At 71.6% G+C, this 14,628-nt stretch carries 14 protein-coding genes; 6 read left to right on the forward strand and 8 right to left on the reverse strand.

Features of this window, described 5'->3' with window-relative positions:
* Positions 1 to 43: 43 nt before the first annotated feature.
* Both ACFYW5_RS29895 and ACFYW5_RS29900 read right to left on the reverse strand, forming a co-directional pair.
* A complete protein-coding gene (locus tag ACFYW5_RS29895; RefSeq protein ID WP_389420221.1) occupies positions 44 to 1,087 on the reverse strand; it encodes a family 2 encapsulin nanocompartment cargo protein terpene cyclase in 1,044 nt (347 codons plus the stop codon).
* A gap of 29 nt (positions 1,088 to 1,116) precedes the next feature.
* The gene (locus ACFYW5_RS29900) at positions 1,117 to 2,550 is read right to left on the reverse strand and encodes a family 2B encapsulin nanocompartment shell protein (RefSeq protein WP_389420222.1); all 1,434 of its coding nucleotides are present in this window, start codon (positions 2,548 to 2,550) and stop codon (positions 1,117 to 1,119) included.
* 400 nt (positions 2,551 to 2,950) lie between these two features.
* Here ACFYW5_RS29900 and ACFYW5_RS29905 point away from each other — a divergent pair, with 400 nt between their 5' ends.
* Both ACFYW5_RS29905 and ACFYW5_RS29910 read left to right on the forward strand, forming a co-directional pair.
* Positions 2,951 to 3,751 carry a VOC family protein gene (locus ACFYW5_RS29905; RefSeq protein ID WP_389420223.1) on the forward strand — a complete coding sequence of 267 codons (801 nt, stop codon included), beginning with the start codon at positions 2,951 to 2,953 and terminating at the stop codon, positions 3,749 to 3,751.
* 46 nt (positions 3,752 to 3,797) lie between these two features.
* On the forward strand, positions 3,798 to 4,484 hold the full coding sequence (locus tag ACFYW5_RS29910) for a ribonuclease H (RefSeq protein WP_389420224.1): 687 nt from the start codon (positions 3,798 to 3,800) through the stop codon (positions 4,482 to 4,484).
* Between the two features lie 8 nt (positions 4,485 to 4,492).
* Here the strand turns inward: ACFYW5_RS29910 and ACFYW5_RS29915 are convergent, their stop codons facing one another.
* From ACFYW5_RS29915 to ACFYW5_RS29925, 3 genes are all read right to left on the reverse strand, one after another.
* The gene (locus ACFYW5_RS29915) at positions 4,493 to 4,945 is read right to left on the reverse strand and encodes an SRPBCC family protein (RefSeq protein WP_389420225.1); all 453 of its coding nucleotides are present in this window, start codon (positions 4,943 to 4,945) and stop codon (positions 4,493 to 4,495) included.
* A 94-nt stretch (positions 4,946 to 5,039) separates the two neighbouring features.
* Positions 5,040 to 5,864: a tyrosinase family protein gene (locus ACFYW5_RS29920; protein ID WP_389420226.1), complete on the reverse strand. Its 825-nt coding sequence runs from the start codon at positions 5,862 to 5,864 to the stop codon at positions 5,040 to 5,042.
* 64 nt (positions 5,865 to 5,928) lie between these two features.
* Positions 5,929 to 6,303, reverse strand: coding sequence for a tyrosinase cofactor (locus ACFYW5_RS29925; RefSeq protein WP_389420227.1), 375 nt, complete (start codon positions 6,301 to 6,303; stop codon positions 5,929 to 5,931).
* Positions 6,304 to 6,648: 345 nt separating this feature from the next.
* Between ACFYW5_RS29925 and ACFYW5_RS29930 the strand changes: the two genes are divergently transcribed.
* From ACFYW5_RS29930 to ACFYW5_RS29940, 3 genes are read left to right on the forward strand one after another with little or no spacing between them, the layout of a single operon-like run.
* Positions 6,649 to 7,863 (forward strand): FAD-dependent monooxygenase, encoded by a 1,215-nt coding sequence (locus ACFYW5_RS29930; protein WP_389420228.1) that lies wholly within the window; start codon positions 6,649 to 6,651, stop codon positions 7,861 to 7,863.
* Between the two features lie 57 nt (positions 7,864 to 7,920).
* Positions 7,921 to 8,904 (forward strand): aldo/keto reductase, encoded by a 984-nt coding sequence (locus ACFYW5_RS29935; protein WP_389420229.1) that lies wholly within the window; start codon positions 7,921 to 7,923, stop codon positions 8,902 to 8,904.
* Positions 8,905 to 8,941: 37 nt separating this feature from the next.
* Positions 8,942 to 9,433, forward strand: a complete 492-nt coding sequence (locus ACFYW5_RS29940; protein ID WP_389420230.1) for a DUF6328 family protein — start codon at positions 8,942 to 8,944, stop codon at positions 9,431 to 9,433.
* Here ACFYW5_RS29940 and ACFYW5_RS29945 read toward each other — a convergent pair.
* Positions 9,415 to 10,464 (reverse strand): hypothetical protein, encoded by a 1,050-nt coding sequence (locus ACFYW5_RS29945; RefSeq protein ID WP_389420231.1) that lies wholly within the window; start codon positions 10,462 to 10,464, stop codon positions 9,415 to 9,417. The two genes, ACFYW5_RS29940 and ACFYW5_RS29945, sit on opposite strands and share 19 nt — an antisense overlap.
* 100 nt (positions 10,465 to 10,564) lie before the next feature.
* Complete coding sequence (locus tag ACFYW5_RS29950) at positions 10,565 to 11,536, reverse strand: LLM class F420-dependent oxidoreductase (protein WP_389420232.1); 972 nt, start codon at positions 11,534 to 11,536, stop codon at positions 10,565 to 10,567.
* A 58-nt stretch (positions 11,537 to 11,594) separates the two neighbouring features.
* On the opposite strand from ACFYW5_RS29950, the gene ACFYW5_RS29955 reads away from it, so the two are divergent.
* Complete coding sequence (locus tag ACFYW5_RS29955) at positions 11,595 to 12,995, forward strand: serine hydrolase domain-containing protein (protein ID WP_389420233.1); 1,401 nt, start codon at positions 11,595 to 11,597, stop codon at positions 12,993 to 12,995.
* On the opposite strand, the gene ACFYW5_RS29960 is transcribed toward ACFYW5_RS29955, so the two are convergent.
* Positions 12,987 to 14,504: a serine/threonine-protein kinase gene (locus ACFYW5_RS29960; RefSeq protein ID WP_389420234.1), complete on the reverse strand. Its 1,518-nt coding sequence runs from the start codon at positions 14,502 to 14,504 to the stop codon at positions 12,987 to 12,989. The two genes, ACFYW5_RS29955 and ACFYW5_RS29960, sit on opposite strands and share 9 nt — an antisense overlap.
* Positions 14,505 to 14,628: the final 124 nt, after the last annotated feature.

Here is a 14,628-nt window from a genome sequence, read left to right on the forward strand (position 1 = left end):
TCTCGTGGGGGGACGGTGGGGGCCGGTGTGTGCTGTGGAGCGCTCACCAGTAGTCGGGCAGGTGGTAGCGGTGGGTGTTGGTGGCGTGCCACTCGTGGTTGCCGGCGACCCAGGCCGCGAGACCCTCGGTGTAGCGCGCGACGACGGGCGAGAGAGCACAGACGGCGGCGGCCTCCTCCTCGAACGCCGCCATGATCCGGTTGTGGATCTCCACGGACTCCAGATAGGCGGCCTTCAGCCCGCACCGCTCGTTGGCGTCGACGACCACGGGCAGGTTCAGATGGGTCGGGTCGCTCGCCAGCTCCTTGGTGAAGGAGTACAGGTCATTGACGATCGTGGTGGCATTGCAGGCCAGCGCCGTCACCCGCTGGATCTCCGGGCGGGCGTAGAGCGCCTCGGGCAGTTCATAGCCGTCCACCGCGTCGACCAGGGACAGACAGGGCCGGAAGTTGTTGAACTGCCGCATCGTCAGGTACTCCCACACCCGCGGCAGGTACGCGGTCTCCGCCCAGGCGGCCTCGCCGAGGTAGCCCAGGTGGAGCCGGGCGATGTCATGGACGAACCGGTTTGTCTGGCTGGGCGTGGCGAAGGCGGCGTACTCCTTCAGCGCCCAGTGGTACGCGCGCAGCGGTCCGTCCGCCTGGACGCCGAGCCGCCACTGCTCCTCCGTCTCGGGGGTGCCGTGGTACGGGTCGAGCGCCGACTGGGCGATGACCAGCCGCCCGCCCAGGCCGCGTGCCGAGGCGCCCCGGCCTTCGGAGACCTCGCAGTAGCAGCTGTCGACGACGTTCTCCGCGAGCAGCAGCTTGCCGGCGGCGGTGAGGCGTTCGAGGTCGGCGGCGCCGGGATGCTGGAGCACCACGGCCCGCCCGAACTGGAAGCCGGCGAAGTCGCCGGACCAGGCCCTGGGAAACAGATCCAGCTCGCGCGCCCAGGCTTCGAGGCGCAGGTCCACCTCCGTCACCTTCTGCGGATCCGGTGGGACGGCGGGCCGGTACAGCAGGCCGGGCACGGCACCACCGCGCCGGGCCCGCAGAGAGCGGGCCGGGCTCGGCGGGCCGGGCGGCCGGAACGTGGACGTGCTCATCGGCGTACTCCCGTTCGGTCGCGGTCCGTTCAGTCGGCGGTCCGGCCGATCTGGACGTTCTCCAGGATTCCGGCGGCGTCCGGCACGAGGATCGCCGTGGAGTAGTAGGCGGTGACGAGGTAACGCAGGATCGCGCTGTCGTCGATGCCCATGAACCGCACGTTCAGGCCCGGCTGGTACTCCTCGGGGATGCCGGTCTGGTACAGGCCGACCACACCCTGGTCGGCCTCGCCGGTGCGCAGCGCGATGATGCTGGTGGTGTGCTGCGGGCCGATCGGGATCTTGCCGCACGGAAAGAGGGGCACGCCCCGCCAGGCGGGCACCTCATGGCCTTCGACGGTCACCGTGCCGGGCACCAGGCCGCGCCGGTTGCACTGCCGGAAGAAGGCCGCGATGGCTTTGGGGTGCGCGAGGAAGAGCCGGGTCTTGCGGCGCATCGACAGCAGCTCGTCCAGGTCGTCCGGGGTCGGCGGTCCGGCGAAGGTGCTGATCCGCTGGTCGTAGGCGGTGTTGTGGAGGAGCCCGAAATCGCGGTTGTTGACCAGCTCCCACTCCTGGCGTTCGCGGATCTCCTCGACGGTGAGCCGCAGTTGCTGCTGGGTCTGGTCCATCGGGTCGTTGTAGAGGTCGGCGACCCGGGTGTGCACCCGCAGCACGGTCTGGGTGAGGGACAACTCGTACTCGCGCGGGGCGAGTTCGTAGTCGACGAAGCCGCCGGACAGCACCGGCTCGCCGACGTGGCCGGCCTGCACCGGCACATCGGCCTCGCCCTTGCGGTTCATGGGCTTGCTCTGCCGCTCGGCGTAGGCTTCCAGATGGGCGGCGAGCGACGGGGCCCGGCCCACGTCCTCCATGAGCTCCTCCCAGGGCAGCACCAGCACCACCCCGGACGTCTCGGCCCGGACCGAGCTGAGCCAGAGCGGGTCGGCCTGGCCGACGGCCTCGTCGCCCATGCCCTCGCCGTCGGTGACGACGCCGATGACCTCCTCCTCGCCGTACTTGCCGGCGGTGAAGCGGGTGAAGCGGCCGTGCACCACGAGGTAGGCCTCGGTGACCGGCTGTCCGGCCTCGAAGAGGACCTGTCCGGCGCGCACCTCGCGGACCTGGAAGCGGGAGGCCACCTGCTGGAGGACCTCGATGTCGCGGTAGCCGCGCAGCGCCGGCAGTTCGGTGAGCGTCTGGGGGATCACCCGGACGTCGTCGGCGCCGTTCTGCTCGAACTGCACCCGGCCGCGGCCGATGCGCAGCTGCAGACGCCGGTTGACCCGGTAGGCGCCGCCCCTGACGTCGACCCAGGGCAGCATCCTCAGCAGCCATCGTGAGGTGATGGCCTGCATCTGGGGTTCGGACTTGGTGGTCGTCGTGAGGTTGCGGGCGGCTCGCGTGCTGAGGCTGGTGAACGGGGGAGCGGTGGTGCCGGGTTCGTCGACGGTGGGATCGGCGGCGCTTTCGGGTGCGGACACAGTCCCTCCCTGGAGGGGGTTCAGGGGTGAGCGGTGTGGTCGGTGAGACGGCAACCTCGTGGCGCGGGTGGACAGCACGCGCTGCCTGTACACAAGGCAAACAGCGGAGGGTGAGGGCCGGGAACCGCGTGAAGGGGGCGGTTTCGCGCGCCGGATGTGCAAACCGCCCGATCGGGGCGGACTGCGAAAGCGCGTGTGATCCCGCGCCGGTCGTCTTCGCCCGAACGGGCGGCGCACAGGGAGCGCGGGAGCCGTGCGAGCGTGCCGCCGCGCGCGGCTGGTTCACCGGGGGCGCCGGCCCGGCCGGTGACGGCGCCGGGGTTCGTTCGGCGCGCGCTCGGCGTAGGGGGTGGATAGCGTGGGAAGCCGGACGGAAACCCGAGTCGGAGAGGCCGCAGTCATGGCGGTACAGCCAGAGGGAACCCCTTGTTGGGCCGATGCGATGTTCACCGACGTCGAGGGAGCCAAGAGCTTCTACGGCGCCGTCCTCGGCTGGACCTTCGGCGAGGCGTCGACGGAGTTCGGCAGCTACACCCAGGCCTACGCGGACGGCAAGGCGGTCGCCGCCGTCGTCCCGCCCATGCCCGGGCAGGACGGCCCGTCCCAGTGGTGCCTGTACTTCGCGTCCCCGGACGCCGCCACCACCGCCGACCGGATCCGTGACCACGGCGGCGAGGTGCTGATGGAGCCGATGCGCGTCGGCGACTTCGGCACCATGTGCCTGGGCCGCGACCCGAGCGGCGTCGTCTTCGGCGTCTGGCAGGCCGGCGCGCACGAGGGCTTCGAGGCGCCCCCCGAGCGGCCCGGCGCGTTCTGCTGGGCCGAGATCTTCACCCGGGAGCCGGAGAAGTCCGACGCCTTCTTCCCGGCCGTCTTCCCCGCGTACACCGCGCAGCGGATGGACGACGACGGGGTCGACTTCCGGCTGTTCAACATCGGCGACAAGACGGTCCTGGGCCGGATGGCGATGACCGAGGAGTTCCCGCCCGAGGCCGGCGCGTACATCAACGTGTACTTCTCCGTCGCCGACTGCGACGAGGCCGTGTCCAAGGCCACCGAGCTGGGCGGGGTCCTGCGGTTCGGGCCCATGGACACGCCCTTCGGGCGGTTCGCCTCGCTCAGCGACCCGCAGGGCGCGCACTTCTCCGTGATCGACACCACGACCACCGTGGGCGAGATGCCCAAGATCACCGACGTCTGACCGGGCGGGCTCCGGTCACCCTCGCGGCCCATGGCATGATCGGCGCATGCGTGAACTAGTAGTGGCCGCGTGCGACGGGGCTTCGAAGGGAAACCCCGGACCCGCGGGCTGGGCCTGGGTCGTCGCCGACGAGACGGAGACCCCGGCCCGCTGGGAAGCCGGACCGCTCGGCAAGGCCACCAACAACGTCGCCGAACTCACCGCCCTGGAGCGCCTGTTGGCGGCGACCGACCCAGGCGTGCCGCTGGAGGTCCGGATGGACTCCCAGTACGCCATGAAGGCCGTCACCACCTGGCTGCCCGGCTGGAAGCGCAACGGCTGGAAGACCTCCGGAGGCAAGCCGGTCGCCAACCAGGAGCTCGTCGTACGCATCGACGAACTCCTGGCCGGCCGTTCCGTCGAGTTCCGCTATGTGCCCGCTCACCAGGTCGACGGTGACAAGCTCAACGACTTCGCCGACCGTGCCGCGAGCCAGGCGGCCATGGTGCAGGAGCCCGCGGGCAGCGGCCTCGGTTCGCCCGAGCCGCCGCCCGCTCCGGACGCCCCTGCCAAGGCGCCGCGCCGCCGCCCCACGACCGCCAAGAAGAGCGGCGGCGGCTCCTCCGCGCGCACCATCAAGGCGAAGTTCCCCGGCCGCTGTCTGTGCGGCCGCTCCTACGCCGCGGGCGAGCCCATCGCGAAGAACGCGCAGGGCTGGGGTCACCCGGAGTGCCGCACGGAAGCGGCGGGGTAGGTCAGGACCTACACCACGGTGCCGCGCCAGGCGCCGGTCTCCCGGCCGCGGTCCTCGATGTAGGTCTTGAAGCGCTCGAGGTCGCCCTTGGCCTGCCGCTTCACGAACCCGAGCTTGTCGCCGACCTTCTCGGCGAGGCTGTCGGGGTGGAAGTCCATCTGGAGCATCACCTTGGTGTGCTGCTCGTCGAGCCGGTGGAAGGTCACCACGCCCGCCTGATGGGCCTGGCCGCCGACCGTGGTCCAGGCGACCCGCTCGTCCGGGATCTGCTCGGTGATCTCCGCGTCGAACTCCCGCTGCACCCCGTCGACCTTCGTCACCCAGTGCGTGAGCGTGTCGCTGCGCTGCTCGATGCGCTCGACCCCGCTCATGAACTCGGGAAACGACTCGAACTGGGTCCACTGGTTGTACGCGGTGTGGACCGGGACGCCGACCTCGATGGATTCCTCGACCTGTGACATGAGTCGCCCTTCCTTGGTCTGTGTACGGTTCCCGGCACGGGTTACCGCGTGCCGTGGGGGACAAACCGCCGAAGGAGCGACTCGTTCCGCCGGCTCAGGCCGCGTCGAAGGTGTAGTGCGGCGTGTGGTCCAGCAGGTCGGCGGGCCGTACGTCGTTCCACGGCTTCATCGTGTCGCCGAGGTCGATCACATCGGGGGTGCCCGCCGCCGGGAGGTAGCCGGAGCCGGGGTGCCGACGCTGCCAGTCCGCCCAGAGCCGGTCCACGTAGGCGTGGTGCAGCCAGAACACCGGGTCGTTGGGGGAGACCCCGGTGCCCATCTGCCCGCCCACCCACACATGCACCCGGTTGTGCAGATTGACCCCGCGCCATCCCTCCAGATGGTTGCGGAACCCGTCCGAGCCGCTGTTCCAGGGCGCCATGTCGTACGTCGGCATCGCCAGCACGGAGTCCACCTCGGCCCGGGTCGGCAGCGGGCGGCCGCCGCCGCCCAGGGCCCGGCGCAGATAGGTACGGCCGTCTATCCGGACGTTGATGGGCCAGTTGCCGGTGGAGGCGGCGAAGGGGCCGTCCATCACGCGGCCGTCCAGGCTCCGCCCGGTGCCGCCGAGGAAGTCCGGTGCCCACAGCGAGGCCCGTGCCGTGCGGTCGGCGGTCCAGTCCCAGTAGGGCAGCGCGACCGAGGGGTCCACCGCCTGGAGGGCGCGCTCGAAGTCGAGCAGGAATCTGCGGTGCCAGGGCAGGAAGGACGGCGAACGATGCCCCGTACGCTCGCCGCTGTCGGTGTCGGCCATGATGAAGGCGTTGTGCGTGGTGACGAACTCGTCGTAGCGGCCGGTGCGCTTGAGCTCCAGCACGGCGGAGACGAAGCGGCGCTTCTCGTCGGCGGTCAGGTTCGCCTGGTTCTTGCGGACGGTCATGTGCGAGGGCTCCTGGAAGTGCTGTAGCTGCAGGGGCGGGTCACTGGGCGGGTCACTGGGCGGGTCACTTCGTGGGGAACGGCAGGAGTGCGGCGCCCTGGAGCTCGTCCACCGCGGCCCGCGCCGCGGCACGCGGGGTGGTCACCGGGTCGTAGTGGCTGACGACGCTGATCCAGGTGCCGTCGGCGTTGCGCATCACGTGCAGCTCCGCCCCGTCGACGAACACGGCGTAACCGGCGCCGTGGTCGTGGTGCCCGCCGCCCGAGCGGGCCCGGCCCTGTATCCGGCGGCCCTTGTAGACCTCGTCGAAGGGTGCGGGGGAGCCGGGGTGGTGGCCGGCGGCCCGGGCGGGGGCGGGGGCGGCGAGCGTGGCGGCTCCGGAGGCGGCGGCGAGGGCGGCCGCCGCGGTGAGCGCGCGGCGACGGCTGAGTTCCGGCATACGGATCTCCCGGGGTGGTTCGGCTGTTGACTCCGTATGCCTATCGGGAGAGGTGAGACGCGGTGAAATCCCTCGGGAGTGGTTGGCTGCGATCCGGACAATTACCCACATGTCGTGCAAGGTTGAACAAAGATGATCTTGCTGTTCCGGTGTGGAACCGCCCTCCGGAACGGGTAATTCCTTCTCCCGGGGCCCCTGATCCGGGTGGTCTTTCGCGGACGGGCGGGTCACCGGTGGCGTGGGTCACGCAGGGAAAGTGACGCGATCCGGAAGCGGGGCACGGTGCGACCGCGCTGCTACTCTCCGTCTCTAAATGATCGCAATGAGTGATTTCAAGGGGTGCGCGTGAAGGTCGACTGCGTCGGAGGCGGGCCCGCGGGCCTGTACCTCTCGATCCTGCTGAAGCTGCAGGACCCGTCCCACGACATCACCGTCCACGAGCGCAACGCGGAGGGCTCCACCTACGGCTGGGGCGTCACCTACTGGCGCGGGCTGCTCGACCGGCTGCACGCGCATGACCCCGAGTCGGCGCGCGCCATCGCCGACAACTCGGTCAGCTGGAGCGAAGGGGTGGCCCGGGTACGGGACCTGGCCACCCGTCGGCCGGGCGACGAGGGCTTCGGCATCGGCCGCCACCGGCTGCTGGAACTCCTCGCCGCACGCGCCCGCTCGCTCGGCGTGCGACTGGAGTACGAGCACGAGATCGACCCGGCCGCCCCGCTCCCCGGAGCCGACCTGGTCGTCGCGAGCGACGGAGTGCACAGCGCACTGCGCACTCACCACGCCGCCCACTTCGGCAGCGAGCTGCGGCCCGGCCGCAACCACTACATCTGGCTCGGCACCACCAAGGTCTTCGACGCCTTCACCTTCGCCTTCGTGGAGACCGACCACGGCTGGATCTGGGCCTACGGCTACCGCTTCGGCCCCGACCGCAGCACCTGCGTCGTCGAATGCGCCCCCGACACCTTCACCGGGCTCGGCCTCGACCGCGCCGACGAGGCGGAGAGCCTCGCCCTGCTGGAGAAGCTGTTCGCCGACACCCTCGACGGCCACACCCTGATCGGCCGCTCCCCGGCCGACGGTAGCTCCCCCTGGCTGAACTTCCGTACCCTCACCAACCGCACCTGGCACCGCGACAACCTCGTCCTGCTCGGCGACGCCGCCCACACCACCCACTACTCCATCGGCGCCGGCACCACCCTCGCCCTGGAGGACGCCCTCGCCCTGGCCGGCGCCCTGCGCGAGCACACCGACCTGCCGCGCGCCCTGGCCCGCTACGAAGAGGAGCGCAAGCAGGCCCTGCTCCCCTTGCAGAGCGCGGCCCGCTACAGCGCCCAGTGGTACGAGAACCTGCCCCGCTACATCCACCTGCCCCCCGAGCACATGTTCGCCCTCCTCGGGCAGCGCCACTCACCCCTGCTGCCGTACGTCCCGCCCCAGCTCTACTACCGCCTGGACAAGGCGGCCGGACAGCTCGAGGCGCTGCGCCGGTTCAAGCGCTGGCTGGGCCCCAAGGTCGCCCGCACGGTCCATGCCAGGACGCTGACCTCGCGCGAGTAGCCCGATCGGCGCCCGCCCCGCGCGGAAAGCGCGCGGGGCGGGTGACAGACTGACGCCATGGACGAGCGCACATTCGGCAGGTCTCAGCAGCACGCATCCGTCATCGGCCTCGGCACCTGGCAACTGGGTGCCGACTGGGGCGACGTGGACGACAAGGAAGCCCTCGCGGTCCTGGAGGCGGCCGCCGAGGCGGGGGTGACCTTCTTCGACACCGCCGACGTCTACGGCGACGGCCGCAGCGAGGAGACCATCGCGACCTTCCTGCGCAGCCGGCCCGACCTGCACGTCATGGTCGCCACCAAGATGGGCCGCCGGGTCGACCAGCTCCCGGAGAACTACGTCCTGGACAACTTCCGCGCCTGGAGCGACCGTTCGCGCCGCAACCTCGGCATCGACCGCATCGACCTGGTGCAGCTGCACTGCCCGCCGACCTCCGTCTACTCCTCGGACGAGGTGTTCGACGCCCTCGACACCCTTGTCGCCGAGGAGCGCATCGCCGCCTACGGCGTCAGCGTGGAGACCTGCGAGGAGGCGCTCACCGCGATCGCCCGGCCCGGCGTGGCGAGCGTGCAGATCATCCTCAACGCCTTCCGCATGAAGCCCCTGCGCGCGGTTCTTCCGGCCGCCCAGGAGGCGGGCGTCGGCATCATCGCCCGCGTCCCGCTCGCCTCCGGCCTGCTGTCCGGCAAGTACACCAAGGACACCGTCTTCCCCGAGAACGACCACCGCACCTACAACCGGCACGGCGAGTCCTTCGATGTCGGCGAGACCTTCTCCGGCGTCGACTACACGACCGGCGTCGAGGCCGCCGCCGAGTTCTCCGCCCTCGCCCCGCAGGGGTACACCCCCGCCCAGCTCGCTCTGCGCTGGATCGTCCAGCAGCCCGGCGTGACCACGGTGATCCCCGGCGCCCGCTCGCCCGAGCAGGCCCGCGCCAACGCCGCCGCGGCCGAGCTCCCGGAGCTGCCGGAGGCGACCCTCGCCGCGATCCGTGACCTGTACGACCGCCGGATCAAGGAGCAGGTCGAGAACCGCTGGTGACCGTTTGAAGGATCAACCTCGGGGTCACACGGAGTTCATGGAGCAGGCAGCAGAGAGACGTTCCGGCCGCGACGAGACCGAGGACGAGCGGGCCGACCGCATGTGGACGGAGCTCATTCAGGAGATCCGGGTGGCCCAGATGGGGGTGCAGATCCTCTTCGGATTCCTGCTCACCGTCGTATTCACCCCGACCTACGCGGACCTGGGCGACACCGAGCAGACCATCTACATCGTGACCGTCATCCTGGGCGCCACCGCCACCGGCGCCCTGATAGGACCGGTGTCCCTGCACCGGCTGGTCTCCGGTCGGCGCATCAAATCCCGGGCGGTGCAGTGGGCGTCCCGGCTGACCTCCGTCGGCCTGGTGCTGCTGCTGGCCACCACCACGTCGTCCCTGCTGCTGATCCTGCGGGTCGCCACCCACGACGGCTTCGTCCCGTGGCTGGTCGCCGGCGTGGTGCTGTGGTACCTCCTGTGCTGGTTCGTCCTGCCGTGGTGGGTACGGCACCGCTACACGTCCAACGACTGACCGCCGGGGCCGCCGGTGCCCTTGGCGCCACGCAGGGTGGCGATGCACGAGGCGATGGCATGCTGCAGCTCCTCCAACTGCTGCACCATGTCGTCCTCGACGAACTCCTGCACATCGTCGAAGGTGAGCTCCTCGAACACCTTCGTCGCCCGCTGCAGGCTGCTGTAGAACTTCGTCCGCCGCTCCTGGACGCGGAGCTCGGGATCCGCCTCCACGGTCTCGGCGACGAGGGTCTTCATCGTGTCGTAGGCCTCGGTGGCCCACTCCCCGGTGTCCTCGTCCTCGTCCAACTCGTCGAGCAGGGACAGGTGCCGCTCGGCCTCCTGGCGCAGATCGACGGGCGCGTCGATGGTCTGCCCGGCGGGCGTTTTGACCAGCCCGGACTCCGCGATCTGGCGGACGTAGCCGATCCGGTCGGCGGCCCGGCTCTCGCTGGCGACGGCCTTCTTCAGGTCGTCGGTACGCACCACGTCCCGGGCCAGCTCGGCCTGGAGCTCCGGGTCCTCCTTGATGCGGTCGAGCAGCGCGCCACGGGCGGCGCGGGCGGTGGAGGGGTCGGCGAGGATCGCGGCACGCAGCGCGGTGGGGTTCTCCGCGACCTCCAGCGCCTTCGTGGGCCGGATGCCCTCCTCCTCGGCGGCCTGGGCGATGGCGGTGCCGCGCTCGGAGGCGGCGCTGGTGCGCGAGACGTAGTAGGTCAGCCACACGTCGGCGTCCGGCAGCTCCACCTCCGCGCCCGGCCGGAGCGCCTCGAAGTGCGGGACCAGACCGTCGTCGGCGGCCCGGTCCCAGGCCTTGTAGTAGCGCATGACCCGCTCGGGCGAGCAGCCGGCGAGCTCGGCGAACTCCTTCGCCGACACCTTCGGCGTCTCGTCCGCGCTCTGGCCGCCGGGGCGCACGCTACGCGCCACCATCAGGCCGAAGGCCCACCCGCCGGTGCGGGCGTACGCCCCGAACTCACGCGCGTCCCGCGCGACGAGGTCGGACAGCGGCGCGGGGGAGGGCTCGGACGGGGCGAACGCTAGGGTCACGGAGGACTCTCCTGGGTCACGGCGGGAACACGGACGCGCACAAGCGCAGCGGAAGCCTATATGCGCCTGCATACGACGGTTTGCCGGACCCCTGGGTGTGTCATCCGAAGGCGTCACGCAGCGCGGGCAGCAGGGTCTTCTCCGACCAGTCCAGGTAGGCGGGCTGCGACTCGCCGCCGATCTGCACGAGGGCGATCTCGCTGAACCCGGCCTCCGCGTACGGCCGTACGGCCTCGACGAAGGCGTCCGGGTCGTCCCCGCACGGGATGGACGCGGCGACGTCGTCCGGGGTGACGAACTGGGTGGCCGACTCGAAGGAATCCGGGTGCGGCAGCTCCGCGTTGACCTTCCAGCCGTTGCCGAACCAGCGGAACTGGGCATGGGCGCGCTTGACCGCGGTGTCCCGGTCGGGGTCGTAGCAGACCGGCAGCTGGCCGACCCTCGGCTTGCCCTGTCCGCCGTGCCGGTCGAAGGCGTCCAGCAGACCCGCCTTCGGTTCCGTGGCGATCACCAGGTCCGCGACCCGGCCGGCCAGCGCGCACGACTGCTCCCCGGAGACGGCGACCCCGATCGGCGTCGGCTGGTCGGGCAGGTCCCACAGCCGGGCCGAGTCCACGTCGTAGTGGGTGCCGTGATGCGTGACATGGCCGCCGTCGAACAGCGCCCGGATGATGTCGATCGCCTCCTCCAGCATCTCGTGCCGCACATCGACCGACGGCCAGCCGCCGCCCACCACATGCTCGTTGAGGTTCTCCCCGGAGCCCAGTCCGAGGCGGAAGCGGCCCTCGGACAGCAGCTGCATGGTGGCCGCCTTCTGCGCCACCACCGCCGGGTGGTAGCGGAAGGACGGACACGTCACATAGGTCATCAGCGGAATCCGCCGGGTCGCCTGGGCGGCCGCGCCGAGCACGGCCCACGCGTACGGCGAGTGACCCTGCGAGCGCAGCCACGGAAAGTAGTGGTCCGAGGTCACCGAGAAATCGAAGCCGGCCTCTTCGGCGCGCACCACGTGGTCGACGAGGTCACGCGGGCCGGCCTGCTCGGTCATCATCGTGTATCCGATTTGCACCATACGGCCCGAGTCCCCGACCGGGGTACGGGAAAACGGACCGGTGGGTAATGATCCCGTCATGACGACTCGCGCACTTCCCGCCGGCCCGCCCGCCTCCCAGGGCGTGGACGCCTCCGGTGTGCACGCCTTCCTCGACGCACTCGAAACCGACCCCGAGATCGAGCCGCACAGCCTCATGATCATGCGGCACGGCAGCCTCGTCGCCTCCGGCTGGTGGGCGCCGTACACCGCCGAGCGGCCGCACCTGCTGTACTCGCTCAGCAAGAGCTTCACGTCCACCGCCGCCGGGTTCGCCGTCGCCGAGGGGCTGCTCGACCTCGACACTCCGGTGCTCTCGTACTTCCCCGAGTTCGACGCCGACATCACCGACCCGCGCAGCCGGGCGATGCTCGTGCGGCACGTGGCGTCGATGGCCAGCGGCCACGAGGCCGAGACCCTGGACCGGGCCCGCGCGCTGGACCCCGACGAGCTGGTACGGGGGTTCCTGCGGATCCCGCCGGACCGGGATCCGGGGACGGTGTTCGCGTACAACCAGCCCACCACCTACACGCTCGCCACGATCGTCCAGCGCCTCACCGGGCAGTCGCTCACCGACTATCTGCGGCCCCGGCTGTTCGACCGGATCGGCATCGGAGAGGTGGCGTGGCTGCGCGACCGGGCGGGCCGCGACCTGGGCTTCAGCGGGCTGCACGCCACCACCGACGCGATCCTGCGGCTGGGGCAGCTGTATCTGGGCGGCGGGATATGGGACGGGCGGCGGGTGCTGCCCGAGTCCTGGGTCGCCGAGGCCACCCGCCCGCACACGGCGAACGACGACGGGCCGATGGGCGGCGAGGACTGGCGGCAGGGGTACGGCCTGCAGTTCTGGATGTCACGGCACGGCTACCGCGGGGACGGCGCGTACGGCCAGTTCTGTCTGGTCCTGCCCGAGCAGGACGCGGTGATCGCGACGACCGCGGCCACCGTGGCCATGCAGAAGCTGCTCGACATGGTCTGGACGCATCTGCTGCCCGCGTTCCGTCCCGGGCCGCTGTCCGGCCGGGAAGCCGCGGACGCGGCCCTGGCCCAGCGGCTGGCCGGGCTCGCGCTGCCCCCGGCCGTGGGCACACCCGCGCCGCAGGGGTGGACCTCGGTCGCCTTCGACTCGGACTGGATCTCCGCCGAGGTCACCGCGACCGCGGACGGACACCGGCTGACGCTCGTCGAGGACGGCGAGCGGCTGGAACTCCGGCTCGCAGACAGCGGCTGGAGCATCGCCGAGGAGCCGGTCCCCACCGCCGTGAGCGGCGGCTGGACCGACGCCGGCACGCTGGAGGTGGAGGTGATCTTCCTGGAGACGCCCCACCGGCTCGCCGTGACCTGCTCGCTGCCGGACCGCACCTGCACAGCCCGCTGGCGCACCCAGCCCCTGCACCCCCGGCGCCTGCTCAGGATGGGCGCGCCGCGCCGGTCAGCCTGAGGGCTCCCGGAAGGTGCGCAGCGCGGTGGCCAGGCCCTCGCGGTTGCCGGGGTCGTCCCAGTCGGCCGCGGGCGCCGTCCACCGCAGCGAGTAGCCGCGACCGCCGCCGAGCAGGAAACCCCGGCCGAGGGTGCGCACCCGGGTGCCCTCGGCCCCGGCGAGCCACTCCATCTCGGCGGCCTCCCGGCCCCGGTACGTCGTCGGCCGGATCTCGCCGAGCCTGCGGTACCCGCCGGCCTGCCGCAGGCCGGGCTCCACGTCCCGCCAGACGGCCACCGGGTCGGGGCCCACCCGCTCGCTGTAGGTGACGGTGAGCGTGCGCGCGTCGCCGTCCGCGCCGAGCACCACGCGGTACGCCAGGTCCGAGACCCGGTCGGTGCTCAGCGGCCGCCAGTCCTCGGGGAGCGTGACGGAGAAGCCCTCGGGGGAGTCGTAGCGGCGGAAGGGCGCCTCCGTGGGAGCGGGCGGCGGCGTGGCGGAGGGGCTGGGGGAGGCGGAGGCGGACGGGGTCGGGCTCGGCTTCGGCCCGGCGGCGGGGGCGTCGGAGCCGCCGGGCAGCCGGTCGGTGACCGCGAGCACGGCGACCGCGACGGTGACCACGGCCACGGCGGTCCCCGCGAGCACGGAGCGGTTGCTCCGGCCCGGACCGTGCGCGTACCGCCCGCGCAGCCGCGGGCTCGGCACGGCCGCCGCGGTCTCCTCGTCCAGCACGCGGACGAAGGCCTCCCGGACCACCGGGCGGGGCAGCCGCTCCACGGCGTCCTTGCGCAACAGCCCCTGCACGGCCTGGGTGAGCGGCCCCGCGCGCACCGGAGTGCGCAGCGGGAGGCGGTCCACGCCCTTCAGCGTGGCCTCCGGCCGGCCCCGGTCACGGAACGGCGGGCGCCCTTCAACCATCGTGTAGAGCAGGGCACCCAGCGTCCACAGGTCGGTGGCCGGCCCGATCGGCTCGTTCCGTGCCTGCTCGGGGGAGGCGTAGGCGGGCGCCGCCAGCCGGGGCGCGAGGGTGGCCCCGGCCAGCCCGAACCCGGCGACCACGAGGGACCCGTCGTCGCGCACGAACACCTGGGCGGGGCTGAGTTCGCCGTGCGTGAGGCCCTGTCCGTGCGCCGTCTCCAGCACGTCGAGCAGCCCCAGGCCGATGCGCGCGGCCCGGACATAGTTCAACGTGCCCTGCTGGACGAGCAGTTCGCTCAACGGCACGCCGTCGATCCACCGGGTGACCACCCACAGCGTCCCCGACTCCTCGACCACGTCCACGACTTCGGCGACCCGGTGGGGCAGCAGCAGCGCCATCCGCTCGCAGGTGTGCAGGACCCGCGCGATGATCCGGCGCGCCTCCTCCCCGTCCGGGACGTCCGGCAGCCCGACCTGGGTGACCAGGACCGGCCGCTCCACCGCGATGTCCTCCCCGTACCAGCAGACGTAGTTGGTCTCCCGGCTGACGACCTCGACGAGCCGGAACCTCCCGGCGATCGACACGGGTGTGGAGACGTGTGCCTTGACCATGGTCATCCCTCGCTGAACCCCTGGCTCTCACCTTTTCCACAGGTACGGCGGGCGTGACGGGGTGTGTTCAAGGATTCGCCGAGCGAGATGCGCCGATTCCCGTTTGTTCATCCGGTGCCTCGAA

It is taken from the genome of Streptomyces sp. NPDC002779, assembly GCF_042888685.1.
Taxonomy (GTDB): domain Bacteria; phylum Actinomycetota; class Actinomycetes; order Streptomycetales; family Streptomycetaceae; genus Streptomyces.